The 25,620-nt window shown below is 70.0% G+C and carries 29 protein-coding genes; 10 read left to right on the top strand and 19 right to left on the bottom strand.

The features are described from left to right. The first annotated feature begins 42 nt into the window (after positions 1–42). The 5 genes from gcvT to BM333_RS07130 all read left to right on the top strand — a co-directional run bounded on the left by gcvT (position 43) and on the right by BM333_RS07130 (position 5,085). A complete protein-coding gene (gcvT, locus tag BM333_RS07110) occupies positions 43–1,161 on the top strand; it encodes a glycine cleavage system aminomethyltransferase GcvT (protein ID WP_092309009.1) in 1,119 nt (372 codons plus the stop codon). Positions 1,162–1,180: 19 nt separating this feature from the next. After that, on the top strand, positions 1,181–1,546 hold the full coding sequence (gene gcvH / locus BM333_RS07115; RefSeq protein ID WP_092309011.1) for a glycine cleavage system protein GcvH: 366 nt from the start codon (positions 1,181–1,183) through the stop codon (positions 1,544–1,546). Positions 1,547–1,571: 25 nt separating this feature from the next. Then, positions 1,572–2,912 carry an aminomethyl-transferring glycine dehydrogenase subunit GcvPA gene (gene gcvPA / locus BM333_RS07120; RefSeq protein ID WP_092309013.1) on the top strand — a complete coding sequence of 447 codons (1,341 nt, stop codon included), beginning with the start codon at positions 1,572–1,574 and terminating at the stop codon, positions 2,910–2,912. After that, the gene (gene gcvPB / locus BM333_RS07125; RefSeq protein ID WP_092309016.1) at positions 2,912–4,501 is read left to right on the top strand and encodes an aminomethyl-transferring glycine dehydrogenase subunit GcvPB; all 1,590 of its coding nucleotides are present in this window, start codon (positions 2,912–2,914) and stop codon (positions 4,499–4,501) included. Before gcvPA ends, gcvPB begins: the two co-directional genes overlap by 1 nt. Positions 4,502–4,614: 113 nt before the next feature. Continuing rightward, positions 4,615–5,085, top strand: a complete 471-nt coding sequence (locus tag BM333_RS07130; protein ID WP_245777183.1) for a DUF6789 family protein — start codon at positions 4,615–4,617, stop codon at positions 5,083–5,085. 59 nt (positions 5,086–5,144) lie between these two features. Here the strand turns inward: BM333_RS07130 and BM333_RS07135 are convergent, their stop codons facing one another. The 11 genes from BM333_RS07135 to BM333_RS07185 all read right to left on the bottom strand — a co-directional run bounded on the left by BM333_RS07135 (position 5,145) and on the right by BM333_RS07185 (position 13,471). Beyond that, entirely contained in the window at positions 5,145–5,657 is a 513-nt protein-coding gene (locus tag BM333_RS07135) for a F0F1 ATP synthase subunit B (protein ID WP_092309020.1), read from the bottom strand. Beyond that, positions 5,657–6,250, bottom strand: a complete 594-nt coding sequence (locus tag BM333_RS07140; protein ID WP_092309022.1) for a F0F1 ATP synthase subunit B family protein — start codon at positions 6,248–6,250, stop codon at positions 5,657–5,659. Before BM333_RS07140 ends, BM333_RS07135 begins: the two co-directional genes overlap by 1 nt. 71 nt (positions 6,251–6,321) lie before the next feature. Next, positions 6,322–6,546: a F0F1 ATP synthase subunit C gene (locus tag BM333_RS07145; RefSeq protein ID WP_056619394.1), complete on the bottom strand. Its 225-nt coding sequence runs from the start codon at positions 6,544–6,546 to the stop codon at positions 6,322–6,324. A gap of 53 nt (positions 6,547–6,599) precedes the next feature. Continuing rightward, positions 6,600–7,379, bottom strand: a complete 780-nt coding sequence (locus tag BM333_RS07150; protein WP_092309024.1) for a F0F1 ATP synthase subunit A — start codon at positions 7,377–7,379, stop codon at positions 6,600–6,602. A gap of 7 nt (positions 7,380–7,386) precedes the next feature. Then, positions 7,387–7,746: an AtpZ/AtpI family protein gene (locus BM333_RS07155; protein WP_092309026.1), complete on the bottom strand. Its 360-nt coding sequence runs from the start codon at positions 7,744–7,746 to the stop codon at positions 7,387–7,389. A gap of 989 nt (positions 7,747–8,735) precedes the next feature. Then, the gene (locus tag BM333_RS07160; RefSeq protein WP_092309028.1) at positions 8,736–9,161 is read right to left on the bottom strand and encodes a hypothetical protein; all 426 of its coding nucleotides are present in this window, start codon (positions 9,159–9,161) and stop codon (positions 8,736–8,738) included. A 66-nt stretch (positions 9,162–9,227) separates the two neighbouring features. Next, the gene (gene dxs / locus BM333_RS07165; RefSeq protein ID WP_092309030.1) at positions 9,228–11,138 is read right to left on the bottom strand and encodes a 1-deoxy-D-xylulose-5-phosphate synthase; all 1,911 of its coding nucleotides are present in this window, start codon (positions 11,136–11,138) and stop codon (positions 9,228–9,230) included. A gap of 105 nt (positions 11,139–11,243) precedes the next feature. Next, complete coding sequence (locus tag BM333_RS07170) at positions 11,244–12,113, bottom strand: polyprenyl synthetase family protein (protein WP_092309648.1); 870 nt, start codon at positions 12,111–12,113, stop codon at positions 11,244–11,246. A 35-nt stretch (positions 12,114–12,148) separates the two neighbouring features. Further along, on the bottom strand, positions 12,149–12,502 hold the full coding sequence (locus BM333_RS07175; protein WP_092309032.1) for a tRNA-binding protein: 354 nt from the start codon (positions 12,500–12,502) through the stop codon (positions 12,149–12,151). Next, on the bottom strand, positions 12,502–12,750 hold the full coding sequence (locus BM333_RS07180) for an exodeoxyribonuclease VII small subunit (RefSeq protein WP_092309034.1): 249 nt from the start codon (positions 12,748–12,750) through the stop codon (positions 12,502–12,504). Before BM333_RS07180 ends, BM333_RS07175 begins: the two co-directional genes overlap by 1 nt. Before the next feature lie 79 nt (positions 12,751–12,829). After that, on the bottom strand, positions 12,830–13,471 hold the full coding sequence (locus tag BM333_RS07185) for a histidine phosphatase family protein (protein ID WP_092309651.1): 642 nt from the start codon (positions 13,469–13,471) through the stop codon (positions 12,830–12,832). Positions 13,472–13,705: 234 nt separating this feature from the next. Between BM333_RS07185 and BM333_RS07190 the strand changes: the two genes are divergently transcribed. Continuing rightward, a complete protein-coding gene (locus BM333_RS07190) occupies positions 13,706–14,233 on the top strand; it encodes a GNAT family N-acetyltransferase (protein ID WP_092309036.1) in 528 nt (175 codons plus the stop codon). Positions 14,234–14,269: 36 nt separating this feature from the next. Next, on the top strand, positions 14,270–14,992 hold the full coding sequence (locus tag BM333_RS07195; RefSeq protein WP_092309038.1) for a DUF72 domain-containing protein: 723 nt from the start codon (positions 14,270–14,272) through the stop codon (positions 14,990–14,992). On the opposite strand, the gene BM333_RS07200 is transcribed toward BM333_RS07195, so the two are convergent. Further along, positions 14,989–16,158: an aspartyl/asparaginyl beta-hydroxylase domain-containing protein gene (locus tag BM333_RS07200; protein WP_092309040.1), complete on the bottom strand. Its 1,170-nt coding sequence runs from the start codon at positions 16,156–16,158 to the stop codon at positions 14,989–14,991. The two genes, BM333_RS07195 and BM333_RS07200, sit on opposite strands and share 4 nt — an antisense overlap. A gap of 85 nt (positions 16,159–16,243) precedes the next feature. On the opposite strand from BM333_RS07200, the gene BM333_RS07205 reads away from it, so the two are divergent. Both BM333_RS07205 and BM333_RS07210 read left to right on the top strand, forming a co-directional pair. Then, positions 16,244–17,422, top strand: coding sequence for a vWA domain-containing protein (locus tag BM333_RS07205; protein ID WP_092309042.1), 1,179 nt, complete (start codon positions 16,244–16,246; stop codon positions 17,420–17,422). Between the two features lie 32 nt (positions 17,423–17,454). Then, positions 17,455–17,967: a hypothetical protein gene (locus BM333_RS07210; protein WP_092309044.1), complete on the top strand. Its 513-nt coding sequence runs from the start codon at positions 17,455–17,457 to the stop codon at positions 17,965–17,967. Between the two features lie 61 nt (positions 17,968–18,028). Here BM333_RS07210 and BM333_RS07215 read toward each other — a convergent pair whose 3' ends face one another. The 5 genes from BM333_RS07215 to BM333_RS07235 form a co-directional block, all read right to left on the bottom strand. Continuing rightward, positions 18,029–18,214 carry a CsbD family protein gene (locus BM333_RS07215; protein WP_092309046.1) on the bottom strand — a complete coding sequence of 62 codons (186 nt, stop codon included), beginning with the start codon at positions 18,212–18,214 and terminating at the stop codon, positions 18,029–18,031. A gap of 84 nt (positions 18,215–18,298) precedes the next feature. After that, entirely contained in the window at positions 18,299–18,751 is a 453-nt protein-coding gene (locus BM333_RS07220) for an NUDIX domain-containing protein (RefSeq protein ID WP_092309048.1), read from the bottom strand. Next, a complete protein-coding gene (locus BM333_RS07225; protein WP_092309050.1) occupies positions 18,751–19,797 on the bottom strand; it encodes a sensor histidine kinase in 1,047 nt (348 codons plus the stop codon). Before BM333_RS07225 ends, BM333_RS07220 begins: the two co-directional genes overlap by 1 nt. Further along, positions 19,794–20,219: a response regulator gene (locus BM333_RS07230; RefSeq protein WP_092309052.1), complete on the bottom strand. Its 426-nt coding sequence runs from the start codon at positions 20,217–20,219 to the stop codon at positions 19,794–19,796. The genes BM333_RS07225 and BM333_RS07230 overlap by 4 nt, the downstream gene beginning before the upstream one ends. Then, complete coding sequence (locus BM333_RS07235) at positions 20,216–21,745, bottom strand: sensor histidine kinase (RefSeq protein ID WP_092309054.1); 1,530 nt, start codon at positions 21,743–21,745, stop codon at positions 20,216–20,218. The genes BM333_RS07230 and BM333_RS07235 overlap by 4 nt, the downstream gene beginning before the upstream one ends. Positions 21,746–21,864: 119 nt before the next feature. Between BM333_RS07235 and BM333_RS07240 the strand changes: the two genes are divergently transcribed. Next, complete coding sequence (locus BM333_RS07240) at positions 21,865–22,575, top strand: hypothetical protein (RefSeq protein ID WP_092309057.1); 711 nt, start codon at positions 21,865–21,867, stop codon at positions 22,573–22,575. A 36-nt stretch (positions 22,576–22,611) separates the two neighbouring features. On the opposite strand, the gene flhA is transcribed toward BM333_RS07240, so the two are convergent. Together flhA and bla are read right to left on the bottom strand one after the other, a co-directional pair. Then, positions 22,612–24,714 carry a flagellar biosynthesis protein FlhA gene (gene flhA / locus BM333_RS07245; protein ID WP_092309654.1) on the bottom strand — a complete coding sequence of 701 codons (2,103 nt, stop codon included), beginning with the start codon at positions 24,712–24,714 and terminating at the stop codon, positions 22,612–22,614. Beyond that, positions 24,707–25,609: a class A beta-lactamase gene (gene bla / locus BM333_RS07250; protein ID WP_218151433.1), complete on the bottom strand. Its 903-nt coding sequence runs from the start codon at positions 25,607–25,609 to the stop codon at positions 24,707–24,709. The genes flhA and bla overlap by 8 nt, the downstream gene beginning before the upstream one ends. Between the last annotated feature and the right edge of the window lie 11 nt (positions 25,610–25,620).

Below are 25,620 nucleotides of genomic sequence, written 5' to 3' on the forward strand. Positions count from 1 at the left end.
CGGCGGAGCTACCGCCAAAACACGCGACCGCGAGAGGCGCCGATGACCGATCAGTCCCTGAAGACCACGCCGCTGAACGCCGCCCACCGCGCGCTGGGGGCCCGCATGGTCGGCTTCGGCGGCTACGACATGCCGGTGCAGTATGAAGGGGTTCTGGCCGAGCACCGCTGGACCCGCGAACACGCCGGCCTGTTCGACGTCTCGCACATGGGCCAGTGCAAGATCACCGGTGCCGACGCCATCGCCCAGTTCGAGCGGCTCGTGCCCGGCGACTACCAGATCCTCAAGGCCGGCAAGCAGAAGTATTCGCTGCTGCTGAACGCCGAGGGCGGCATCATGGACGACCTGATGGCCGGCAAGCCCGACCACGACGGCCTCTATGTGGTGGTCAACGCCGGCAACAAGGACGCCGACTTCGCCCATCTGAAGGCCAACATCTCCGGCGACGCCACCCTGACCATCCTCGACGACCGCGCCCTGCTGGCCATCCAGGGCCCCGAGGCCGCCGAGGTCATGGCCGCCCACGAGCCGGTGCTGGCCGAGTTCGGCTTCATGGACTGCGCCCGGCTGATGCTGTTCGGAGTCGACTGCTACGTCTCCCGCTCGGGCTACACCGGCGAGGACGGCTACGAGATTTCGGTTCCCGCCGCCGACGCCGAGCGGATCTGGAACCTGCTGCTCTCCGACGCCCGGGTGAAGCCGATCGGACTGGGCGCCCGCGACAGCCTGCGGCTTGAAGCCGGCCTGCCGCTGCACGGCCACGACATCGACGCCTCCACCGACCCGGTCGAGGGCGCCTTGACCTTCGCCCTGTCGAAATCGCGCAAGGAGCGCGCCGACTTCCCCGGCGCCGACCGCATCCTGAAGGCGCAGGCCGACGGCCCGGGGCGGGTCCGCGTCGGCCTGCACGTCAAGGAAGGCGCCCCGGCCCGCGAGGGCGCCGAGATCGCCGACGCCGAAGGCAAGGTGGTCGGCAAGGTCACCTCGGGCGGTCCCTCGCCGACGCTCGGCAAGAACATCGCCATGGGCTACGTCCCGCCGGCCATGGCCGAGCTCGGCACGGAGCTGAAGGTCATCGTGCGCGGCAAGGCCGCCGCCGCCGAGGTGGTCGCCCTGCCCTTCGTCGCCTCCCGCTACTATCGCAAACCCAAGGCCGCCTGACGGCTTCCGGAGAACTGAGATGCGCTTCACCAAGGATCACGAGTGGGTTCGCCTCGAGGGCGACGTCGCCACTGTCGGCATCAGCAAGCACGCCGCCGAGGCGCTCGGCGACGTGGTGTTCGTCGAGACCCCCGAGGCCGGCAGGTCGGTGTCGAAGGGCGACAGCTTCGCCGTCGTCGAGAGCGTCAAGGCCGCGTCCGACGTCTACGCTCCGGTCGCGGGCGAGGTGGTCGAGGGCAACGCCGCCCTGGCCAACGCCCCGGAGACCGTCAACGCCGACCCCGAGGGCGAAGGCTGGTTCGCGAAGATCAAGGTGTCCGACGCCTCACAGCTCGACGAGCTGATGGATCGCGCCGCCTACGACCAGTACCTGGCCACCCTCTAGACCCTTCGCACGGACCCTCCCCGCCATGCGCTACCTGCCGCTGACGCCCGACGACCGCTCCGCCATGCTGGCGGCGATCGGGGCCAAGTCGATCGACGACCTGTTCGTGGACGTGCCCGAGGCGGCGCGGCGGGAGGGCTTCGTCGACCTGCCCCGCGTGGCCGGCGAACTGCAGGTCGAGCGCGCGCTGGGCGCAATGGCGGGGCGGAACGTGGCGGCCGGCTCGGTCCCCTTCTTCTGCGGCGCAGGGGCGTACAAGCACCATGTGCCGGCCACGGTGGACCATGTGATCCAGCGGTCGGAATTCCTGACCAGCTACACGCCCTACCAGCCGGAGATCGCCCAGGGCACGCTGCAGTACCTGTACGAGTTCCAGACCCAGGTCGCGAACCTGACCGGCATGCCGGTGGCCAACGCCTCGCTGTATGACGGCTCGACCGCCATGGCCGAGGGCGTGCTGATGGCCACCCGCGTGACCCGCCGCAACAAGGCGGTGATCTCGGGCGGGGTGCATCCGCACTATGTGGCGGCGACCGAAACCGTGGTCCACGCCGTCGGCGTCGAGACCCAGGTGCTGCCCGCCGCGGTGGACGCCGAGGCGGACGTCATCGCCCAGATCGGCCCGGACACGGCCTGCGTGGTGGTCCAGACGCCGAACGTGTTCGGCACGGCCACCGACGTGACGAAGATCGCCGAGGCCGCCCACGCGGCCGGGGCCCTGCTGATCGTGGTGGTTACCGAGGCCGTGTCGATGGGGCTGCTCAAGTCGCCGGGCGAGATGGGGGCCGACATCGTCGCCGCCGAGGGCCAGTCGATCGGCAACGCCCTGAACTTCGGCGGACCCTACGTCGGCCTGTTCGCCTGCCGCGAGAAGCTGATCCGCCAGATGCCGGGCCGCCTGACCGGCGAGACCGTCGACGCCGACGGCGAACGCGGTTTCGTCCTGACCCTGTCGACGCGTGAGCAGCACATCCGCCGCGACAAGGCGACCTCGAACATCTGCACCAACTCGGGCCTGTGCACCCTGGCCTTCACCATCCACATGAGCCTGCTGGGCGAGACCGGCCTGCGCCGGCTGGCCCTGCTGAACCATGAGGCGGCGGTGAAGACCCGCGACGCCCTGGCGGCGATACCCGGCGTCGAGGTGCTGACCCCGCGCTTCTTCAACGAGTTCGCGGTGCGCCTGCCGAAGCCGGCCAGCGAGGTCGTCGAGCGGCTGGCGGAGAAGCGCATCCTCGCCGGCGTGCCCTACGGCCGCCTCGCCCCCGCGGCGGGCATGGACGACGTCCTGCTGGTCGCCGCCACCGAGATCACCACCGACGCGGATATCGCGACCCTGAAGTCCGCCCTGGCGGAGGTTCTGTAATGAGCACCATGAACACCGTCGGCCGTCCGACCACGCCCAACGCCGTGGGCCACGACTACAAGCACCCGACCCTGACCGGCGGCCGGGGCCTGCTGCAGGACGAGCACCTGATCTTCGAGAGCGACGGCTGGGGCAAGACCGGCGTCGACCTGCCGGAGCCGAAGGCGGACGGCTCCGACCTTGGCGACCTCGTGCGCCGCGATCCGATCGGCCTGCCCGGCCTCTCGGAGCCGGAGGCGATGCGCCACTACGTGCGCCTGAGCCAGAAGAACCACGCCATCGACCTGGCCATCTATCCGCTCGGCTCGTGCACGATGAAGCACAATCCGCGCCTGAACGAGAAGATGGCTCGCCTGCCCGGATTCTCGGACATCCACCCGCTGCAGCCGCAGTCGACGGTGCAGGGCGCGCTGGAGCTGATGGACCAGCTGGCCCACTGGCTGAAGACCCTGACCGGCATGCCGGCGGTGGCCCTGTCGCCCAAGGCCGGCGCCCACGGCGAGCTGTGCGGCCTGATGGCCATCCGCGCCGCCCACCGGGCCGCGGGCCACGGCCTGCGCTCGGACAAGCCGCGCAACAAGGTGCTGGTGCCGACCTCGGCCCACGGCACCAATCCCGCCACCGCCGCCTTCGTCGGTTATCAGGTGGTCGAGATCGCCCAGACCGAAGACGGCCGGGTCGACATCAAGGACCTCGAGGCCAAGCTGGGCGACGACGTCGCCGCCATCATGGTCACCAACCCGAACACCTGCGGCCTGTTCGAGCGCGACATCCTCGAGATCAGCCGCCTGACCCACGAGGCCGGAGCCTATTTCTACTGCGACGGGGCGAACTTCAACGCCATCGTCGGGCGGGTACGGCCGGGCGACCTCGGCGTCGACGCCATGCACATCAACCTGCACAAGACCTTCTCGACGCCGCACGGCGGCGGCGGCCCGGGCGCGGGTCCGGTGGTGCTGTCGGAGGCCCTGGCCCCCTTCGCCCCGGCCCCGTGGGTGGTCTCGGGCGAGGACGGCTTCCGGCTGGAGGAATTCGCCGAGGGCGAGGCGGCGCAGGCCTTCGGACGCCTCTGCGCCTTCCATGGCCAGATGGGCATGTACGTGCGGGCCCTCAGCTACATGATGAGCCATGGCTCGGACGGACTGCGGCAGGTCGCCGAGGACGCGGTTCTGAACGCCAACTACATCAAGGCCCGGCTGTCGGACCTGATGTCGGCGGCCTTCCCGGAGGGGCCGTGCATGCACGAGGCCCTGTTCGACGACGAATGGCTGAAGGGCACGGACGTGACCACGCTCGACTTCGCCAAGGCGATGATCGACGAAGGCTTCCACCCGATGACCATGTACTTCCCGCTGGTCGTGCACGGGGCCATGCTGATCGAGCCGACCGAGACGGAATCGAAGCAGGAGCTGGATCGCTTCATCGAGGCGATGCGGGCGCTGGCGCAGGCGGCGAAGGCCGGCGACGTCGAGCGGTTCAAGGGCGCGCCCTTCCACGCCCCCCTGCGGCGGCTGGACGAGACCCGCGCCGCCCGGCAGCCGGTGCTGCGCTGGACGGCTCCCGAAGGCTCGAACATCGCCGCCGAATAAGGCTTCGCACCTGCGAAGCACGCTGATGTGAACGCCGCCTCCCCTCAGAGGCGTATGCTCCGGTTTGCGTAATCAGAACCAGAGCATGCGTTTGGGAGGCGCTAGCGGTCATGATGTCACGCGTACAAAAGGGGCTGATCGCCGGTCTGGCGGCCACGATCGCCGTGTCCATACTTGAAATCGCCAATCTGATGCTGGGGCCGTGGGCGGTGAGCTTCCCGCGGCTCCTGTCGGTGATGCTGCAGACGCCCGACACCATGGCGGTGGGCTGGATCGCCCACGCCGTCGTCGGGACGCTGGTGCTCGGTCCCCTGTTCGGGGTGATCTGTCCGAGGCTGCCGACCGACACGCCGGAGTCGAAGGGCATCCTGTTCGCCGTGGGAGCCTTCATCCTGATGAGCCTGACGGTCGCGCCGCTGGCCGGCGTCGGCATGTTCTTCATGCGGGCTGGCTTCGGCACGCTGGCGTGGATGATCGCCACGCACGCCGTCTACGGCATCGTGCTCGGCAACGTCTATGCGCGGCTGGTCGAGCGGGAGCGGCGGCGGGGTCACGACGTGATCCACGGCGCCCCGGCGCACTGACGAAAAAGGCCCCGCCGGCGGCAGCCGACGGGGCCTGAGCGTTTCGACTTGCCGATCGCCTAGTTGAGGCGCGAGCCCAGCTGGGCGATGGCGGCGTCGAGCATCGGATCGCTCTTCTGGCCGGCCAGACGGGCGGCAAGAATCTGCTCGGCCGCACGGGCGGCGAGATCGGCGGCCGCGGCCTTGACCTCGGCGGACGCCTGGGCCTCGGCTTGGGCGATGCGGCGCTCGGCCAGCTGCTGGCGGCGGGCCAGGCTCTCTTCCAGCTTCACCTTCGACTCTTCCTCGAGGCGGCGGGCGTCGGCCTCGGCGGCCTTCAGCATCTCGGCGGCCTGGGCTTCGGCCTCGGCCTTCTCCTGACGGATCTGGGCCAGCAGGGCCTCGGCCTCGGCGCGCAGGCGCGCGGCCTCGTCGAGTTCAGCCTGGATCTTCGCGGCCTTGGCGTCGAGGGCGCCGCCGACCAGCTTCGGCACGCCGGCGACAGCGACGATGACGAAGAAGGCGATCAGGCCGATCGCGACCCACAGTTCGGCGTTGGCCAGGTCGTAGAGGTGGGGATTGAAGAATTCCATCAGGCGGCGCCCTTCACGGCGGCGGCGGCTTCGGCGCCCGTCGGGGCCTTGCCGGTGAGACGTTCGACGATGGCCGCCGCGGTATCCGAGGCGATGGTCGCGACGTTGGACATCGCGGCGTCGCGCGTCGCCGCGATGGCGGTCTCGGCCTCGGCGATGCGGGCGGCGACGGAAGCCTCTTCCACGGCGGCGCGGGCGTTGGCCTCCTCGGTCACGCGGGCCTTGGCCGCGGCGGCGGTGGCGCGCGAGGCGGCGCGGGCCTCCTCGACCTCACGCTTGGCGGCCTCGGCCTGGCCGGCCGCTTCGGCCTGGACCTGACGGGCCGTCTCGATCGCGGTCGAAATGGTCGAGGCCCGCTCGTCGAAGACCCGCCGCATGCGCGGGGCGAAGACCCGGGCGATCAGGAAGTAGAGAACGACGAACAGGAAGACCAGGTAGACGATCTGGCCGAACCAGTGCTGGAACTCGAACTGCGGCAGGCCGCCGGACTCGTGTTCCCCGCCGTGGGCGGCCTCGGTCGTGGCGTGCGTGTCCTCGACCGCGACCGGGGCGGTCGCGTCTTCGGGCAGGACGGGTTGGGCTTGAGCGGTCATCGGTCGCCTGGTCGGGAAACTGGAAAAGCGTCAACCGGCGGCGCGGGCAGGCCGCGCCGCCGAAGGGACGATCACGAGATCCAGATCAGGATGCCCATGACGAAGGCCAGGATGCCGAGGGCTTCGGCCAGGGCCGCGCCGACGAACAGGTTGCCGATCTGCGAGCCGGCGGCCGACGGGTTGCGCAGGGCGCCCGCCAGGAACTGGCCGAAGATGTTGCCGACGCCGATGCCGGCGCCGATCATGCCGCACATCGCGATGCCGGCGCCGATGAGCTTGGCGGCTTGAGGATCCATGGTCTTAAGTCCTGTTTATCGAGGTTGGGTGGGGAGACGAACTGGTCCGGCCCTTAGTGGGCGTGGTCCAGGTTGACCACATCGTTGAGGTAGATGCAGGTCAGAACGGCGAAGACGAAGGCCTGAAGGAAGGCCACGAGGAATTCGAGCGCGGTCAGGCCGATCGTCATGCCCATGGCGAGCGGGAAGATCAGCAGGCCGAACCAGCCGGCGGCGCCGACGACGGCGGTCGCCACGAACCCGGCGAACACCTTCAGGGCGATGTGGCCGCCCATCATGTTGCCGAACAGACGAAGGGTCAGGGTGATCGGGCGAAGCAGGAAGGAGAAGAACTCGATCAGGCCGACGACCGGACGCATGACCAGCGGCGCGCCGGTCGGCCAGAACAGCTTCAGGAAGCCGGCGCCGTTCTTGACGATGCCGATGATGACCACCAGCCCGAAGGTGATGAGGCCGAAGGTGGCGGTCACCGCCAGCTGCGAGGTGGCCGTGAAGCTGAGGAACATGCCCAGCAGGTTCATCCCGAGGATGAACAGGAAGATGGTGAACACGAACGGGAAGTACTTCTTGCCGTCGTGCCCGATGATCGAACTCGTCATCCCGTCGATCATGCCGAACAGGGTCTCGCCCACCGCCTGCAGTCGGCCCGGAACGACCTTCGCCCCGGAGGTGACCAGGGTCAGGAAGCCGACCACCACGACGAAGGCGATGGTCATCGCCAGATGCGAGTTGGTGAAGGCCAGGTGCACGGTGCCGACGACGGGCAGGGTCACTTCGCCGAAGTCGAGCCACTCGTAAGGCGTGACCTGGAACTGGTGTAGCGGATCGGCCATTGGTCGATCAGGCTCCTTCGTCTTCGTCGTCGAAGGGAACCGACGTCGGCTCCCCAAACTTGTTGGCCTCGGCCATCAGGCGCTGCGCCGTGCGCCACGCCATCCACACCGATACGGCGAAGCCCAGCAGGACGCCGCCGATGAGTCCGACCGGCGAGGCGCCGGTGAAGTAGTCAAACACCCAGCCGAGCGCGAGGCCCACGAAGACGCCGCCGAGGAGATCGGCGATGATCTTCCAGGCCTGGCTGGCCGCCGCATGACCCGCCATCTCCTGGGAGATCCGCGGGGTGGTGCGCGTCTCCAGATCGGATGCGCTCTTCGTGAGACGAGCGATCGCCTCTTCGCGCGATTCCGGTGGCAGGGACATGGCGGCCTCAGCGCCCCGACACGGATGCCGAGGGGGGTCTGAATTCGGCGCGGAACCTATAGGCGGGACCCCCGCAGGTCAAGGCGGCGCGATCCTGCGCTAGCTTGTTGAAAACTCGCACGATTGTGTCACCTCATCGCCAGCGTGGCGAACGGTCGCTGCCGAACGGGCGGGATTCGCGCAGGACGGTTCGTCCTCCGACGGTTGTCCGTCGCAGGCTGGGAAGGGAGCGGGGCGCCGGGCCTTCGCCCGGTCTGTGCATTGAGAGTGACCGTATTCGGCGGAAGCCTGCGCCCCGCGTGGTCGTTTTCCGTTCGCCCCGCCGACTGGCGGCCCTGTTCGGGCCTTGAAGGCTCGCCGGTTCGGCCTTGCGGCGTCGCCGGGAGGCGGGACTTTCCGGATCATGTCCGCATCGACCCCGCCTGGTTGGGGCGCGCGGCGAGCAAGGGACGTCATCCACTCGACGTCCACGAGGACCCCGGGACTCTCCTCCACCCCGACTTCATCGCTCGACCACAGCCCGCCGTCGTCGAGGTCGTGGATCCGACGCCCTCCCCATCGACGGGATGGCAGGCAGTCTAGGGGTGGTTCTTCCCATGGCGGGGAAATGACGCTGCCTGCCCCGGTTTGTTCAAGGAAAACAAGGGCCGATACGCGTGAGATAGGTGATTTAGACATTAACTCCCGGCGCCGGGGATGGGGTCTGGCGCCGCTGGTTCATCACAACGGGCACAAAGGATTCACAAAGGACACGACGGGACCGGCGTATTCCGCGGAGCCCGCAGGGCGACGCCTTCGAATCCGGTTGCGGGCCTGCGGCCCGCGGGCGGCAGAGACGGGCGTGCCCCCTTGGTGTTCTTCGTGCCCCTTCGTGTCCTTGGTGATGAACCAGCGATGCGGACCGCGGGCGAGGACGAAGGGGGCTTGCCCTCCCCCTCCACCACGCTGCGCGTGGTCCCCCTCCCCCTGCGGGCGAGGAATAGAAGAGGTCAACCGCCCTGGAGGCAGCGGCGGCCGGCGTAGAGGCCGTTGAGGTAGAACCAGCGATTCTGGACGGCGAGAGCTTCGGCCTGGCGGCGCTCACGTTCCTCGCGGGTCAGGGCGTCGGCCCCGGCGAACAGCAGGCCCGCGCCGGGGATAAGCATGGCCGCGCCCGCTTTGGCGATCTCGCCCAGTCCGCCGCCGGAGGGCGTGCCGCCCATGTCGGCGCTGAGCGCCGCCGCCTCGTCGGCGATCTGCCGGCAGGTCAGGCGCTCGTCGGCCGAACGGATCACGGGAGCCGGCCCTTCCACGGCCCGGGCGGGTTCCGCGTCCGCCCCGGGTCGCTCGGGCGCGTTCGCTTCCTGCGCGAGGGCGGGGGCGGCGGCGAAAGCCAGGGTCGCGAAGACGGCGGCGGCCAGGGTCGGACGTGTCATGTCGGTCGAACTCCACTCCACCCCCCGACGGGGACAGAACGGGGCGCGGCCGCAGGAGTTGCCGGATCAGGCGCGGACGGCGCGGCTGGCCTCGACGCCGAGCGCCTGCAGGGCGGCGGCGGCGATGTGGGAGGCGTTGAGGCCGGCCGTCTCGTACTGGGCGAACGGGGCCTCCTGGTCCTGGAAGACGTCGGGCAGGTGAAGGGTGCGGACCCTGAGCCCGGCGTCCAGGGCGCCCTTTTCGGCCAGCAACTGCAGCACGAAGGCGCCGAAGCCGCCCATGGCCCCTTCCTCCACCGTGATCAGGGCCTCGTGCTCGCGGGCGAGCCGGAGGATCATCGCCTCGTCCAGCGGCTTGGCGAAGCGGGCGTCGGCGACGGTGGCCGAGACGCCGCGCGCGGCCAGGGCCTCGGCGGCCTTGAGCGATTCCTGCAGCCGGGTGCCGAGCGACAGGATGGCCACGGCCGTGCCCTCGCGGACGATGCGGCCCTTGCCGATCTCCAGCGGGGCGGCGAGTTCCGGGATGTCGACGCCGACGCCGTCGCCGCGCGGGTAGCGGAAGGCGGACGGGCGGTCGTCGATCTCCAGCGAGGTGGCGATCATGGCGGCCAGCTCGGCCTCGTCCGACGCCGCCATCAGCACCATGCCCGGCAGGGCGCCCATGTAGCCGATGTCGAACGAGCCGGCGTGGGTCGAGCCGTCGGCGCCCACCAGTCCGGCGCGGTCCATGGCGAAGCGCACCGGCAGCGACTGGATGGCCACGTCGTGGACGACCTGGTCGTAGCCGCGCTGGAGGAAGGTCGAATAGATGGCGCAGACCGGCTTCATGCCGTCGGCGGCGAGGCCGGCGGCGAAGGTGACGGCGTGCTGCTCGGCGATGCCGACGTCGTAGGTCCGGTCCGGGAAGGCCTGGCCGAACAGGTCGAGGCCGGTGCCCGAGGGCATGGCGGCCGTGATGGCCACGATGGAAGGATCGCGCTGGGCGCGCTTGATCAGCTCGGTCCCGAACACCTTGGTGTAGCTCGGGGCGTTGGAGGCCGGCTTCGACTGCTTGCCGGAGACGACGTCGAACTTGACCACCGCGTGCAGCTTGTCGGCGCTGCTCTCCGCCGGGGCGTAGCCCTTGCCCTTCTGGGTGACGACGTGGACCAGAACCGGGCGGTCGGTGATGGCCGCGGCGTTCCTCAGGATCGGAACGAGGTTGTCCATGTCGTGCCCGTCGATCGGGCCGACGTAATAGAAGCCCAGCTCCTCGAAGAAGGTGCCGCCGGTGACCATGCCGCGGGCGTATTCCTCGGCCTTCTTCGCCGCCTGCTTGAACGGGCGGGGCAGGTGTTCGGCGAACTTCTTGCCGATCTTGCGCATGCCCCGGTAGGTGCCGCCGGAGACGAGGCCGGCGAGATAGGCGCTCATGCCGCCGACCGGCGGGGCGATCGACATGTCGTTGTCGTTGAGCACCACCATCAACTGGCCCCGCGTGGCCTCGACGGCGTTGTTCATCGCCTCGTAGGCCATGCCGGCGGACATCGAGCCGTCGCCGATGACGGCCACGACGCGGTTGGTCCCGCCCTTCTGGTCGCGGGCGGCGGCGAAGCCGAGGGCGGCCGAGATCGAGGTCGAGGCGTGGGCGGCGCCGAACGGGTCGTATTCGCTCTCGGAGCGCTTGGTGAAGCCGCTGAGGCCGCCGCCCTGGCGCAGGGTGCGGATGCGGTCGCGCCGGCCGGTGAGGATCTTGTGCGGATAGCACTGGTGGCCGACGTCCCAGATCAGGATGTCCTTCGGCGTCTCGAACACGTGGTGCAGGGCGACCGTCAGCTCGACCACGCCGAGGCCGGCGCCGAGGTGGCCGCCGGTGACGGAGACGGCGTCGATGGTCTCGGCCCGCACCTCTTCGGCCAGTTGCTTGAGGCGCGGAATGTCGAATCCGCGCATGTCGGCGGGAAACTTGACCTGGTCGAGAAGCGGGGTGTCGGGCATGCGAGCGGGTACCTGGGCCTTCCTGTCCAACACGCTCTAGCGCATTTCGCTGCCGGTCGGGGACAGGAGGAGCTGAAAAAGAGATGCGGGGCGGTTCGTCCGGGGTCAGTTCCGCCGCTGCAGCACGTAATCGACGCTGGCCTTGAGGATGTCCGCGTCGGGGCCGAACGGGTCGAGGTGGGACCGGGCCTGATCGGCGAGGTGGCCGACGCGGCGGCGGGCGGCGTCGACGCCGAGCAGGGTCACGAAGTTGGTCTTGCCCTGGGCCTCGTCCTTGCGGGCGGCCTTGCCGAGGATGTCCTCGTCGCCCTCGACGTCGAGCAGGTCGTCGACGATCTGGTAGGCGAGGCCGATGTCGTGGGCGAAGCTGGTCAGGGCCTGGCGCTCCGTGTCGCGGGCGCGGGCGACGATCAGCGGAATCTCGAAGGCGTAGGTGAACAGGGCCCCCGTCTTGAGCCGCTGCATGCGGGCGACGCCGCCGAGGTCGTCGCGCACGCCCAGCAGGTCGATCATCTGGCCGCCGGCCATGCCGCGGGCGCCCGAGGCCATGGACAGACGGGCGGCGAGCTCGCAGCGCACGCCCGGGTCGTCGTGGGTGTCGGGGTGCAGGACGATGTCGAAGGCGGCGGTCTGCAGGGCGTCGCCGGCGAGGATGGCGGTGGCCTCGTCGTAGGCGCGGTGCAGGGTCGGGCGGCCGCGGCGGACGTCGTCGTCGTCCATGGCCGGCAGATCGTCGTGGACGAGGCTGTAGGCGTGGACGCACTCCAGCGCGCAGGCGGCGCGCAGCACCGGCCGCTCCTCGATGTCGAACAGGCGGGCGGCCTCGAGGGCGAAGAAGGGCCGCAGCCGCTTGCCCGGGCCCAGGGCGGCGTAGCGCATGGCCTCGGTGAGTCGCGATTCCGGCCCGTCGGCGCGGGGCAGCAGCTCGTCGAGGGCCACGGTGACGAGGTCGGCGACCTCGGCGACGCGGTCGATGACGCCCTGCTCCGGCGAATTGGCGGCCAGCACGGTCAGAACAGCCTCCCGCCCACCGGCACGTCGCGATCGACGCCGACGAGGACCACCTTGCCGTCGGCGTCGGGGAAACCCAGCGTCAGGACCTCGGACATGAAGGGGCCGATCTGGCGCGGCGGGAAGTTGACCACGGCGGCGACCTTGCGGCCGTGGAGCTGCTCGAGGGTGTAGTGCTCGGTGATCTGGGCCGAGGACTTCCGGACGCCGAGGTCGGGGCCGAAGTCGATGGTCAGCTTGAAGGCCGGCTTGCGCGCCTCGGGAAAGGGTTCGGCCCGGACCACCTCGCCGACGCGGATGTCGACCTTGAGGAAGTCGTCGAAGGCGATGCGCTCGGACGGGGCTCCGGACATCACTCGAAGGCGGCCGGCTCGGCGCCGCGCGGCTGGCCGTCGGGACCGACGACGATCTTCTCGACGCGCAGCTGGGCGGCCTTGAGCCGCGTCTCGCAGTGGGCCTTGAGGCGCGCGCCCTCCTCGTAGAGGGCGATGGACTCCTCGAGCGGCGCCTGGCCGGATTCGAGCTTTTGGACGATCTGTTCGAGGCGCTGCAGGGCGTCCTCGAAGCTGAGGTCGGCGGGAATGGCGGAAACGTCGGTCATCGCGGCGACCCTAGAGGGGGCCGTTCGCGGTCTCAAGCGACTCATCGCGCGCGACCGGCCTTCGGCCCGCCCGGCCGCGTCAGCGCTTCTCGTAGCGGCGCTGGGACCAGTATTTGTAGCCCTGGTTGTGGACCAGCTTCCAGCCGTCGGCCTTCAGGCGGCGGCCGACCATGTGGTTGAAGTAGCCGTGGGCGAGGACCAGGACGTCCTGGCCGGCCTCGGCGCGGGCGATCAGGGCCTGGGCGGCCTGTTCGGCGCGGATCTCGGCCTGGGCGCGGGTCTCCTGGCCCTCGTGATGGTTGAAGGCGTGCCACCAGATGCGGGCCACGGCGCCCCAATACTTGGGCGGCAGCCTGAACCAGGAGGGGAAGTGCGGCGGCGGCAGGGGCGCCTCTATGAACAGGGCGTCGGACATCACCTCCTTGCCGGCGGCGACGGCGGCGGCGGTCTCCTGGGCGCGCTGCCGGGTGGAGGCGTAGATGGCGCCGGCGCCCTCGGCGGTGGCCACCAGCTCGGGCGGGGGCGTCTGGCCGGCGCGCAGGCCCCCGACCTCGTAGCGGGCCCACCAGTCGCGGTACTGGTCGGAGGTCAGCAGGCATTTGCGCGACAGGGCCGGCTCGCCGTGACGGGCCAGGATGATCGCGCCCGGGCGCACGACGACGAGGGCCGCGGAGGCCGGGGCGGACGGTTCCGCAGCGGTGTCTCGGGCGGGGGCTGACATGCGCGGCAGGTCGGAAAGTCCCATGCGATCCGACCCTTCGTCCTCCCCCAAGACCTGGATGCGGTCGGCCGCCGGACGGCCGGACCCGGTCAGGTGGTAGCCGCCTGCGGGCGAGGTGACAACCTCGTCGGCGCGGGCGGTCGGCGGGGACGGGTGGACGGACCGGCTCACCCGGCGAGACTAGGCCGACGCAACGGTCTTGTCGCGCCCGGATCGAGGCGCTAGGCGCCGGAGATGACCGACGCCGTGATCCGCCCCGCTGAAGACGCCGACGCCGCCGCCCTCGGCGAGCTGGGCCGGCAGACCTTCATCGACACCTTCGTGACCGGATTCGGCATCCCCTACCCGGCCGACGACCTGGCGGCGTTTCTCGACGCCAGCTTCAATGCGGAGACGATCCGCACCAAGCTCAGGGAGCCCGGCGCGGCCTGGTGGGTGGCGGAGAAGGACGGCCGGCTGCTGGCCTTCGCCAACACCGGCCCGAACACCCTGCCCCACCCCGAGGCGCGCGCCAGCCATGCGGAGCTGCGGCGGCTGTACGTGTCGAAGGCCGCGCAGGGCCTCGGGCTCGGGACCCGGCTGCTGGAGACGGCGCTGGCATGGATGGAGGCGCACACCGACGGTCCGCTGTGGATCGGCGTATGGAGCGGCAACCTGAAGGCGCAGAAGCTTTATGCGGCCTGGGGCTTCGAGAAGGCGGGCGAGTACCAGTATCCGGTCGGCCGCTGGATGGACGACGAGTTCATCCTGCGGCGGGGATAGGCGGAACCGCCGGCGCCCGACCGCCGTTGGCCGCTCATGCGCGACGTTCGGATCGGCACCTCCGGCTGGGCCTACAAGGACTGGAACGGGCCGTTCTATCCGGATGAGGTGACGGCGGCCGGACGGCTGGCCTACATTTCGCGCCGCTTTCGCACGCTGGAGATCAACGCCAGCTTCTACCGCATGCCGACAGACAAGGCCGTGGCCGGGTGGCGCGAGCAGACGCCGGACGACTTCCTGTTCGCCTGGAAGGCCTCGAGGTTCATCACCCACAACAAGAAGCTGAAGGATCCGGGGGAGCCGCTGGCGTACATGTTCGAACGGATCGCCGGACTGGGGCCGAAGACCGGGCCGATCCTGTTCCAGCTGCCGCCCAACCTGCATCGCAACGACGAACGGCTGGAAAGCTTTCTCGACGCCCTTCCGGCCGGGCGCCGCTACAGCGTCGAGTTCCGCCATCCGGGCTGGTACGCCGACGAGGTGCTGGAGATGCTGCGCCAACGGAACGTGGCGCTGTGCCTCTCGGACCATCACCATGCCCCCGCGCCGTGGGAGGCGACGGCGGACTTCGTCTATCTGCGCGGGCACGGCCCGGGCGGGCGCTATCACGGCCGCTATGGCGAGGCGGCGCTGCGGGACTGGGCGGCGGCGGTCCGGACGTGGCGCAAGGACCGCGAGGTGTTCGTCTACTTCGACAACGACATCAAGAGCGCCGCCCCGGCCGATGCGGACCAGCTGATCGGGCTGCTCGGCGCCTAGCTCCAGGCCGCGACGGCGGGGGAGTAGGCGTCGAGGGATTCGAGCAGGGTGGAGACGAGGCGCTGCTCCTCCTCCGTCAGCTCGGGGCGCCAGATATCGAAGATCAGGACCACGCGGTTGCGGTCGCTCTGGTTGATCGCTTCATGTTCGATCGTGTCGTCGAACACCCAGGCCTTGCCCTTCTCCCACTCCCTGACCTCGTTTCCGACGCGGAACCGGCAGTTGGGCGGGACGATCAGCGGGAGGTGGCAGATCAGGCGTGTGTTCACGGCCCCGGTATGCGGCCGGATGTGGGCGCCGGGCCTGAGCTGCGAGAACATCACCTGGGGCGAGCGGCCGGGCACGCGGCACAGCGGGACGGACTCCAGCGCGGCCATGGTGCGCGGGCACTGTTCCGCCGCCGGCGTCGGCGCCCCGTTGACCAGGAAGCAGGAGCTCCAGTCCATGCTGTCGATCAGCGGGTAGTCTTTCTGGCTGGGCAGATCGGGTATGGTCTTCAGGTAGGGCGAAAACCGCTCGTCCCCGGCCAGCAGCTGCTCGAGCTCGGCCGTGATGGCGTCCGTCTCCGCCTCCAGCGCTTCCAGCCAGGGGAACATCTCCCGCGGAAAGAACTGCACATGGGGCAGCTCGGGGAGGAAGAAGTTGCGAGGCTGCTGGAAGTAGGCCGTCTTCTTGCCGCTGGCGAGATCCAGCGCCTGACTGAATCTCGGGCTGGAGGTCGTCTCGTCGTAGCCGGCCGCGGCCAGGTCGCGGCGCAGGTGGCTGAAAAGATCGCGGGTCAGTCCGTCCTGAACCTGCCGGGCGCGGCGCACCCCGTCCTGAATGTCGGGAGGCAAATCGGTGCGGCCCTCGCCGAACTCGCGAACCGCGCGATAGAAGATGCTGGCTTCCCGGTTGGCCTGGCGCGCCCCGAGCAGGTCGGCCTTCAGAAGGCAGGCCCGGAGATTGCCCGGCTCGAGCTGCAGGGCTTCATCGACCGCTCGTTCAGCCTCGTCCCGGCGGCCGAGCCGGGCCAGGGCCCAGCCCCAGACCGACAGGATGGCGGCGTTCGTCTCGCCGCGGGAAACGGCGGGCTCCAGCAGCGATCGGGCTTCTTCCCACGCGCCCTTCTGGAGGGCGGCGACCGCGCGATCCGCGGCGGAGGGCTGGGCCGGCGAAGCTGACATGACGACTCCCTATCCGCAGGCCTGTCGATCCTCAAGGCGTCGGACAGATTTCGCCCGCCGCGGGTTCCTGATAGGCCTTGGCCCCATGCTGCTCCCCTTCTTCACCGCCCTGCGCGACGCCAAGGTGCCGGTGTCGATGAAGGAATGGCTCCATCTGATGGAGGCCATGGACCGCGGCCTGGCCGGCGGTCGGGTGGAGGATTTCTATCACTTGTCGCGGGCGGTGCTGGTCAAGGACGAGAAACACTACGACCGCTTCGACCAGGTGTTCGGCAAGGTGTTCGCCGGGGTCGAGACCGTGGGCGCGGGCGAGGACCTGACCACCGACATCCCGGAAGACTGGCTGCGGCTGCTGACCGAGAAATACCTGAGCGACGAGGAGAAGGCGCAGATCGAGGCGCTGGGCGGGTTCGACAGGCTGATGGAGACGCTGAAGCAGCGGCTCGAGGAGCAGAAGGGCCGCCACGAGGGCGGGAACAAGTGGATCGGCACCGGCGGGACCAGCCCGTTCGGACACGGCGGCTACAATCCGGAAGGCGTGCGCATCGGCGGACCGGGGCGGCAGGGTCGGGCGGTGAAGGTGTGGGAGAAGCGCGAGTACCGGAACCTCGACGACCAGGTCGAACTGGGGACGCGCAACATCAAGGTGGCGCTGCGCCGCCTGCGCCGGTTCGCGCGGCAGGGGGCGGCCGACGAGCTGGACATCGACGCCACCATCGACGGCACGGCGCGTCAGGGCTGGCTGGACATCCACATGCGGCCGGAGCGGCGCAACACCATCAAGGTGCTGCTGTTCCTCGACATCGGCGGGTCGATGGATGCCCATGTGAAGATGTGCGAGGAGCTGTTCTCGGCCGCCCGGACCGAGTTCAGGCATCTGGAATTCTTCTACTTCCACAACTGCCTCTACGAGGGGGTGTGGAAGGACAACCGGCGCCGGCACACCGAGAAGATCCCGACCTGGGACCTGCTGCACAAATACCCCGCCGACTGGCGCGCCCTCTTCGTCGGCGACGCGACCATGAGCCCCTACGAGGTGACCATGCCCGGCGGCTCGGTCGAGCACTGGAACGAGGAGGCCGGGGCGGTGTGGCTGAAGCGGGCCACCCAGCAGTGGGACCGGGTGGCGTGGCTGAATCCCGCGCCGGAGCGGTACTGGGGTTATTCGCCCTCGGTGGGCCTGATCCGCGAGCTGGTGGACGAACGGATGTATCCGTTGACGCTGGAGGGGCTCGAGCGAGCGATGCGGGCGCTGGCGAAATGAGCTAGGCTGTCACCCGCCACAGGAGGACGCCCATGCTCGCCGCCGTCATCGCCGTGCTGCTGCAGCAGGCTTCCCCGGCGGCCGCGGACGAGGTGGTCTGGTCGGAGCCGCAGTCCGCAGCCCCCGTCGTCGCCGAGGCTCCCCCGCCGCCGATCCCGGACTCGGCGCGGACCGATCCCTACGGCTACGAGCGGGCGCAGTGCAGCCCGCTTATCCGCAGCGCCGGGGAGACGCTGGAGGCGTGTCAGGCGCGGGTCCGAACGGTGCTGGCCGCACATCTCGGCGAGGCCCTGCCGGCAGGCCTGGCTCCGGGCCCGGCGACCGACGCCTGCCGGCAGGAGGCCGAAGGCGACCGCTACGGCCTGCAGTGCGGCGCGCCTTCGCGAAGCGGCCGCGCATCGGCGGTGCTCGACGAGCGCATCTGCGAGACCCGCCCGCGCGCGCAACCCGGGGGCGGAGTGGTCTGGGAGGAGCAATGCCGCCCCGCCAGCCGCCGCGACGAAAGGGACGAGGGCCTGACGATCCGCTGGGGCGAGCGGGACTGATCCGGACATACGAACGCCGCCCACCGGACCGGCGGGCGGCGCTTCGTTCGTTCGTCCGAGGTTAGTGGCGCTTGTCGTCGCGCAGGGCGTCCTTCACGCCGCCGACGGCGTTCTGGACCTTGCCTTCGACCTGGTCCGCCTTGCCCTCGGTCTTCATCTTCTCGTCGCCGGTGATGTCGCCGGCGGTTTCCTTCATCTTGCCGCCCATCTGCTTGGCGGAACCCTCGATACGGTCGTGGTCGGGCATGGGAGCCTCCCTCTGACTGCGTCTTCGACATGAAGGCGCTTCGGGAGGGCAACGGCCGCGGACAACACCCGTTCCGTCGAAGGCTCAGGCGCGATGTCGCAGCAAGGCCGCCACCGCCCAGGCGTGGGCGTCGTGGCGAAGCTTTTGCAGCGCGGCCCCCGGCGCCAGCCAGACCAGTTCGTGATCGGCCTCGATCTTGGCGGCGGGGTCCAGCGAGAGGCGTTCGGCGATCCAGAAGCCGCCCGTGTTGTTGAGCGGCTCTCCGTCGGAGCGGCGGAAGAACTGGGCGGCCTCGCCGAGCCGCTCGACGGGTCGGACGGTCATGCCGGTCTCCTCGAGGAACTCCCGGACCAGCGCCTGCTCCTCGGTTTCCTCGCCGTCGATCGCCCCACCCGGCAGGTCGTAGTAGCTGCGGTCGCCGCGGTCGACCCGGACGCAGGCCAGATGCGTTTCGTGAACGACAAGACCGAAGGCGGTGGGCCGGATCGGGTAGTCGAGCCCCTGCTCGGGCGTTCCGAACTGGAGCCGCGGTCGCATCAGAGGTCGAAGGCGAGCCGCGCCCGCACACCCTTGTGCGCCGGATCGAACTCCACAGCCGAGCGCAGACCGGCCGCCATGGCGGAGATGATCTTCCCGCCCAGGCCGGTGCCCTTGGGCTTGCCGTCGCCCATGCCCGGGCCGTCGTCCTCGACCGTCAGCAGGGCGCGGTCTGCGCCGTCCGCCTCGAGAATGACGCGGATTTCGCCGCCCTCCCCCGGCGCATAGGCGTATTTGGCGGCGTTGGTGACAAGCTCGGTGACCACCACGCCGAGCGAGACCGCCTGGTCGGTGGAGACGCGCATCGGTTCGGCGCGAAGCACGATCCTCGGAGAGCCGGCGTCGGGCCCGAGCGACTTGTCCAGCTCGTCGATCAGGCCTTCGAGGTATTCGTCCAGCGCGACCGAGGCCATGTCGCCGGAGGTGTACAGGCGGCGGTGGACGTGGGCGACGGCCTCGATGCGAGCCTGCGACTCGCGCAGGGCCGCGCGGGCGCCCTCGTCGGTCAGGTGGCGCAGCTGCAGCGACATGAAGCTGGAGACCAGTTGCAGCGAGTTGCCGACGCGGTGATTGACCTCGCGCAGCATGGCTTCGGCGCGGTCCCGGGCGAGACGGATCTGCTCCTGGGCCTCCTCGTTCGCCCGGCGGAGACGGCGGGCCTGCAGCGCATGCTCGAGGGCGTTGCGAAGCAGGGCGGTGAAATCCTCGGAAACGTCCTTGATCACATAGTCAGCGGCCCCGGCGCGAAGGGCGGCGACGGCGATGCGGCCCTCCTGGGCGCCGGTGACGTAGACCACCGGCGGCGGATCCGGCAGGGCGACGATGTCCGGAAGCACCTCGAGGCCTTCACGGCCGGGCATGTAGTGATCGAGCGCGACGACGTCGAAGGCGGCCGGGGCCGCGGCAAGGATATCGAGCCCCGCGTCGCCGTCGGGCGCGCAGGTGACGACGTAGCCGTGTCGCCCCAGCTCCTTCTCGACCAGCCGCGACAGGCCGCGGTCGTCATCGATATAGAGCAGGCGGATGACTTCCCCGGGGGCCTTCACTCGATTTCCGGCGCCTGCATCACCGACAGGAAAAGCCCGAGCTGGCGAATGGCTCCCGCAAAGCTTTCGTAGTCGACCGGCTTGGTGATGTAGACGTTGCAGCCGAGGTCGTAGCAGCGCTGGATCTCGAGCTTGTCGTCGGTGGTGGTCAGGACCACGACGGGGGCGCGGTGCAGTCGCTCGTCGTTCTTCACCCGCGCAAGGATGTCGGTGCCGGACATGTCGGGCAGGTTCAGGTCGAGCAGGATGAGCAGCGGACCGTTCTGGCGGACCTCCTCGCTGAACAGGAACTCCAGCGCCGCGCCGCCCTCGTCGAAGTGGACGATCTCATTGGCGATGTTGGCGCGCCGGATGTTCTTCTCGATCAGCTTGGCGTGGCCGAGATCGTCCTCGACCATCACGATCTTCACGGATGCGCTCATGCGTAGTCTCCGGGCTCGGCGAGGTTCAGGCGTTTGGGGAATTTCAGGATGAATGTCGAGCCCCGCCCAAGCTCCGACTCCAGCGTGATCTCGCCGCCGAGGCGTCGAACGCTGTTGCGGACGAAGGCGAGGCCGAGGCCTTCGCCGGGACGGTCCTGCCGGCCGGAGCGGCGGAACAGCTCGAAGATGCGCTCATGGTCGCGATCGGAGATGCCGCGGCCGTTGTCGGCCACCCGATAGACGACCCGCCCCGCTTCCTCCGCGCCCGAGACCACGATCCGGCCCGGCCGCGAGCGGTCGAGATACTTGACGGCGTTATCGATCAGGTTGCCGAAGACCTGCTCGACCGAAAGCCGGTCGCTCTCCAGCCACGGCAGGGGCTCCACGACGATCTCGGCCGAGGCGGCCTCGGTCTGGTGGCGGACGCTGGCGGCGATGCCCTCGACCATGCGGGTCATGTCGAGGCTCTCGACCACCAAGGCGCGCCGGCCTTCGCGCGACAGCCGCAGGATGGCGTTGATCAGCCGGTCCATCTTCTCGGTCGAGGCGCGGATGAAGCCGATCGCCTCCGGCACGTCCTCGCGCACCGCCACGACGGCGTCGGGGTCGAGGGTCTTCGGCGCGCGCTGCTCGATGGCGGCGACCTGCCGGTCCAGCGCCTTGTTGGCCTGCTCCAGTTCGGACGTGTAGCCCATGACGTTGACCAGCGGCGCCCGCAGATCGTGGCTGACGATGTAGGCGAAGCGCTGGATCTCCTCGTTGGCCCGGGTGAGGTCGGCGGTGCGGTCGCGAACCTTGCTCTCGAGACTGGCGTTCAGCGCGGCGATGGCGTCGCGGGCCTGCTGGATCTCGAGCACGTAGCGGCGCACCAGCCAGGCGCTGACGCCTGCAAGGATGATGATCACCAGGGCGCCGAGGGCGTTGGCCGCGACGGTCACCGCGCCGGCCCACTCGGTCTGGCGGGTGCGGAACTGGAGGCGCGTCTCGAGGATCTCGTCGATGACGGCGATCTCCGCGCGCATGCCGTCCATGAGGACCTTGCCCCGGCCCCCGCGGACGAGGGCGACCGCCTCGCCGATACGGCCGGTGCGGGCCAGCAGGACGGTGCGATCCATGAGCGGCAGCCGCTCGTCGGAGAGTTCCCGGATCCGCTCCATGCGGGGACCGAGGTCGGGGTCGCCGAGGGTCTGCACGGCCAGGTCGTCAAACAGTTGCGGCAGCTCGCGCCGCGCCTCCTCGTGCACCGCCAGGTAGTCGGCGCGGCCGGTCAGCATGAAGCCGCGCTGCCCGGTCTCGGCATCGACCAGTCGGGTCAGCAGGCGCTGCGACAGCATCCGGGTCTGCTGGGTCTGGTCGACGGTGTCATTGAACTCGGCGGTCCGGCGTATAAGCACGAACACGGCGATGTTGATCGCCAGCAGCAGAACGATAGCCGCGGTCAGGAGGGCGGCGATTCGGCGGCCGAGGCCCGGCGTGCGCAGGAAGCGGCCCAGGGCCCGGAGGGTGTCGCGCGGCGCCGAAAACATCGGGCGGGAGCATTAGCGGGGGGATCGCCCCTGTCCAGTCGCGTGCCGGGAGAAACCCCCTTCGCTGTCCGGTTTTAGGGTAAAGGATGGGGCCGGTTCTCTGACGGGGGAGGAGGCGTATGGTCTGGTGGTGGTGGATCGCGCCCGCGATCGTGGGCCTGCTGGGGCTGGCCCTCCTGCTGAAGGGGCTGGCGGCCCTCTTCCGCGGCCGGTTGGTGGGCGGCCTGCTGGGCGGCGGCGCGGGCGCGGCCCTGATGGCGGCCGCGACCATCGCCGGGCTGCTGGCGCTGGACGTGCAGACCTACGCGCGCCTGACCTACGAACGGCCGGTGGCGACGGTACAGATCCGCCAGCTGGGCCCGCAGTATTTCGAGGCGACGGTGATCCAGCCGGATCGCGGCGAGGACATGCCGGCGGCCGCCAACCTGTATCCGCTGCACGGGGACGAATGGCGCATCGAGGCGCAGGTGCTGAAGTGGAAGCCCTGGGCCAATGTGCTGGGGCTGGATTCGCAGTACCGGCTGGACCGGCTGTCGGGCCGCTACCGCTCGATCGAGCAGGAGATCAACGCCGAGCGCAGCGTGCATCCGCTGTCGGGCGGGGACGCCGGGCCCGACTGGCTGCCGTGGCGGCTGGACGCCTGGACGCTGGCGCGCCGCCACCGGCGCTACATCGACGCGGTCGACACCCTGTACGGGGGCGCCGCCTATATGCCGATGGCCGACGGGGCCCGCTATGAGGTGTGGATCACCCAGTCGGGCCTGATCGCCCGTCCCGCCAACGATGCGGCGCGGGCGGCCTCGGCGGGCGGCTGGACGGAGGCGAACTAGCGGCCCGTCGTCCACCCGCGAGGCGGGAAGGCGGCGTCAGACGCTTCCGATGGTCCGCAGCCGGGCCTTGGGGTGGACCTCGTTCTGGCTCATCACCACGGTCTGGCCGCGGAAGCGTTCGATGATCGAGCGGACGTAGGGGCGGATCTGCGGGCCGGTGAGCAGGACCGCGGTCTCGCCGGCCATGGCGGCGCGCTCGAACACGTCGCGGACGGCGCGGATGAAGTCCTGCAGCTTCGAGGGCGCCATGGCCAGCTGGCGCTCCTCGCCCTGGCCGACGAGGCTGTCGGCGAAGGCCTGCTCCCACTCGGGCGAGAGGGTGACGATCGGCAGGGCGCCGTCGTCGCCCTTGTGCTGCCAGCACAGCTGCCGGGCCAGGCGGGCGCGGACGTGCTCGACCAGGGTGGTGACCGACGAGGTGTGCGGCGCGGCCTCGGCGAGGCCTTCGAGGATGGCCGGCAGGTCGCGGATCGAGACCTTCTCGCGCAGCAGGGACTGGAGCACGCGCTGCAGGGTGGTGACGGTGACCACGGTCGGGATCAGCTCGTCGACCAGCTTCTTCTCCTCGGGCCCCAGCTCCTTCAGCAGCTTCTGGACCTCGGCGTAGGAGAGCAGGTCGGCCATGTTCTCCTTGAGGATCTCAGTCAGGTGGGTGGTCAGCACTGTCGAGGGGTCGACGATGGTGTAGCCGCGGAAGGTGGCCTCCTCGCGCAGGCTTTCGTCGATCCAGGTGGCGGGCAGGCCGAAGGCCGGTTCGCGCGTGTGCTCGCCGGGCAGTTCGACCTGTCGGCCGGCCGGGTCCATGGCCATCAGGCAGCCGAGGCGGACCTCGCCCTGGCCCGCCTCCATCTCCTTGATGCGGATGGCGTAGCCCTGGGTGCCGAGGCGCATGTTGTCGAGGATGCGCACCGACGGCATGACGAAACCGTACTCCTGGGCGAGCGACCGGCGCAGGGCGCGGACCTGGTCGGTCAGGCGGCGACCCTCGAGGTCGTTGATCAGGGACAGCAGCGAGTAGCCGAGCTCGATCTTGACCTCGTCGATGGACAGGGCCGTGCCGATCGGCTCCTCGACGTCCTCCTTCGGGCCGGCCACCACGGCGTCGGCGTCCACGGGCTTGGGCCTGAGGCGCTGGCGGCCGAGCTTCCACGCCATGAAGCCGGCGCCGAGGGCGAGCGCGGCGAACGGCAGCAGCGGCATGCCGGGGATCAGTCCGATGAGGCCGGCGGCGCCCGAGACGACGCCGAGGCTGACGGGGTTGGTGGCCAGCTGGCTGACCAGGGCCTTGTCGGCGGAGCCCTCGACGCCCGCCTTGGAGACGAGGAAGCCGGCGGCGATCGACACGATCAGGGCCGGCACCTGGGTGACGAGGCCGTCGCCGACGGTCAGCAGGACGTAGGTGTCGGCCGCCTCGCCGGCCGGCAGGCCATGGGAGAGCACGCCGATCAGGACGCCGCCGATGGCGTTGATGAAGGTGATGATCAGGCCGGCGACGGCGTCGCCGCGGACGAATTTGGAGGCGCCGTCCATGGCCCCGAAGAAGGTCGATTCCTGCTCCAGCTCCTTGCGCCGGGTCTTGGCCGTCTCCTCGTCGATCAGGCCGGAAGACAGGTCGGCGTCGATCGCCATCTGCTTGCCCGGCATGGAGTCGAGGGTGAAGCGCGCCGACACTTCGGCGATCCGGGTCGAGCCCTTGGTGATGACGACGAAGTTCACCACCAGCAGGATGGCGAAGATGATGATGCCGATGATGAAGCTGCCGCCCATCATCAGGCTGCCGAAGGCCTGGATCACCTGGCCCGCGGAGGCGTGGCCCTCGTGTCCGTGGCTGAGGATCAGTCGGGTTGAGGCGAGGTTGAGGCCCAGCCGGTAGAGGGTGGCGACCAGCAGGACGGTCGGGAAGATGGCGAAGTCCAGCGGCCGCTTCATCAGCAGGGCCGTCATCAGGATCAGCACCGAGCCGACGATCGAGATGGCCAGCAGCAGGTCCAGCAGCATGCCGGGCACCGGCACGATCAGCAGCATGATGATGCCGATGACGCCCAGCGCCATCAGCACCTCGCCGCGCAGCAGCCAGCCGCGCATGTCTAGGGCGGTCGGACGGGCCATCCCGTCCTTCATCAGCGGCGCGTCAGCCATGGCCGAACGCATCCAGGGCCATCCGGGTCGCCTCGGCGATCACCGCGTCGTTGGAGGCGGCCGGGCTTTCCGGGGTCGCGTGATAGTAGACGGCCAGAACCACGGGCTCGCCGGCCGGCGGATAGAGGACGCCGATGTCGTTGCTCGGTCCGTAACCCCCGGTGCCGGTCTTGTGCGCCACGGTCCAGCCGGCCGGAACGCCCGCCTTGATGCGGCCGGCGCCCGTCGGGGTTTCGGTCATCCAGCGCAGCAGCAGCGCCTTCGACGCGGGGGACAGGGGCGTCCGCTCCGACACCAGCAGGCTGACCAGGTTCCGCATGGACTGGAGCGGGGTGGTGGTGTCCTTGTCGCCGTCCAGCCGGTTCATCTCGGGCTCGAGGCGGTCGACGCGGGTGATGTCGTCGCCGACGCCGCGGTAGAAGGCGCGCAGGGCGTCGATCCCACCCAGCTCGCGGATGAGGATGTTGGCGGCGGGATTGTCGCTCAGCCCGACCGTCGCCTCCATCAGTCGCTCGATCGTGAGGGTGGAGCCGACCGCCGGCCCGGTCGTCGGGGCATGGAGGACCATGTCCGCCCGGGTGACGGGGATCAGGCGCTCGAGGCGCTCGGCGCCGGACTGGACCCGAAGCAGGGTGGCGGCGGCCAGGTAGCTCTTGAAGGTGGAGCAGTAGACGAAGCGCTCGCCGCCCCGCCAGACGAGGTTGCGGCCCCGCGCCAGATCCATGGCGGCGAAGCCGAGGCGGCCGCCGTTTCGCGCTTCGAGGGCGGAGAGGTCGAAGTGTTCGGGGGCGACAGGGGCGGGCGGAGCCGACAGCGCCGCTTCGGGCGCGGACTGGGGCGAGCAACCGGCGGCGGACAACGCCCCGAGCCCGCCAAGGACGCTTCTGCGGTCCATCGGGGAAGCCA

This window comes from Brevundimonas viscosa, from assembly GCF_900116065.1.
In the GTDB taxonomy this organism is placed as follows: Bacteria; Pseudomonadota; Alphaproteobacteria; order Caulobacterales; family Caulobacteraceae; genus Brevundimonas; species Brevundimonas viscosa.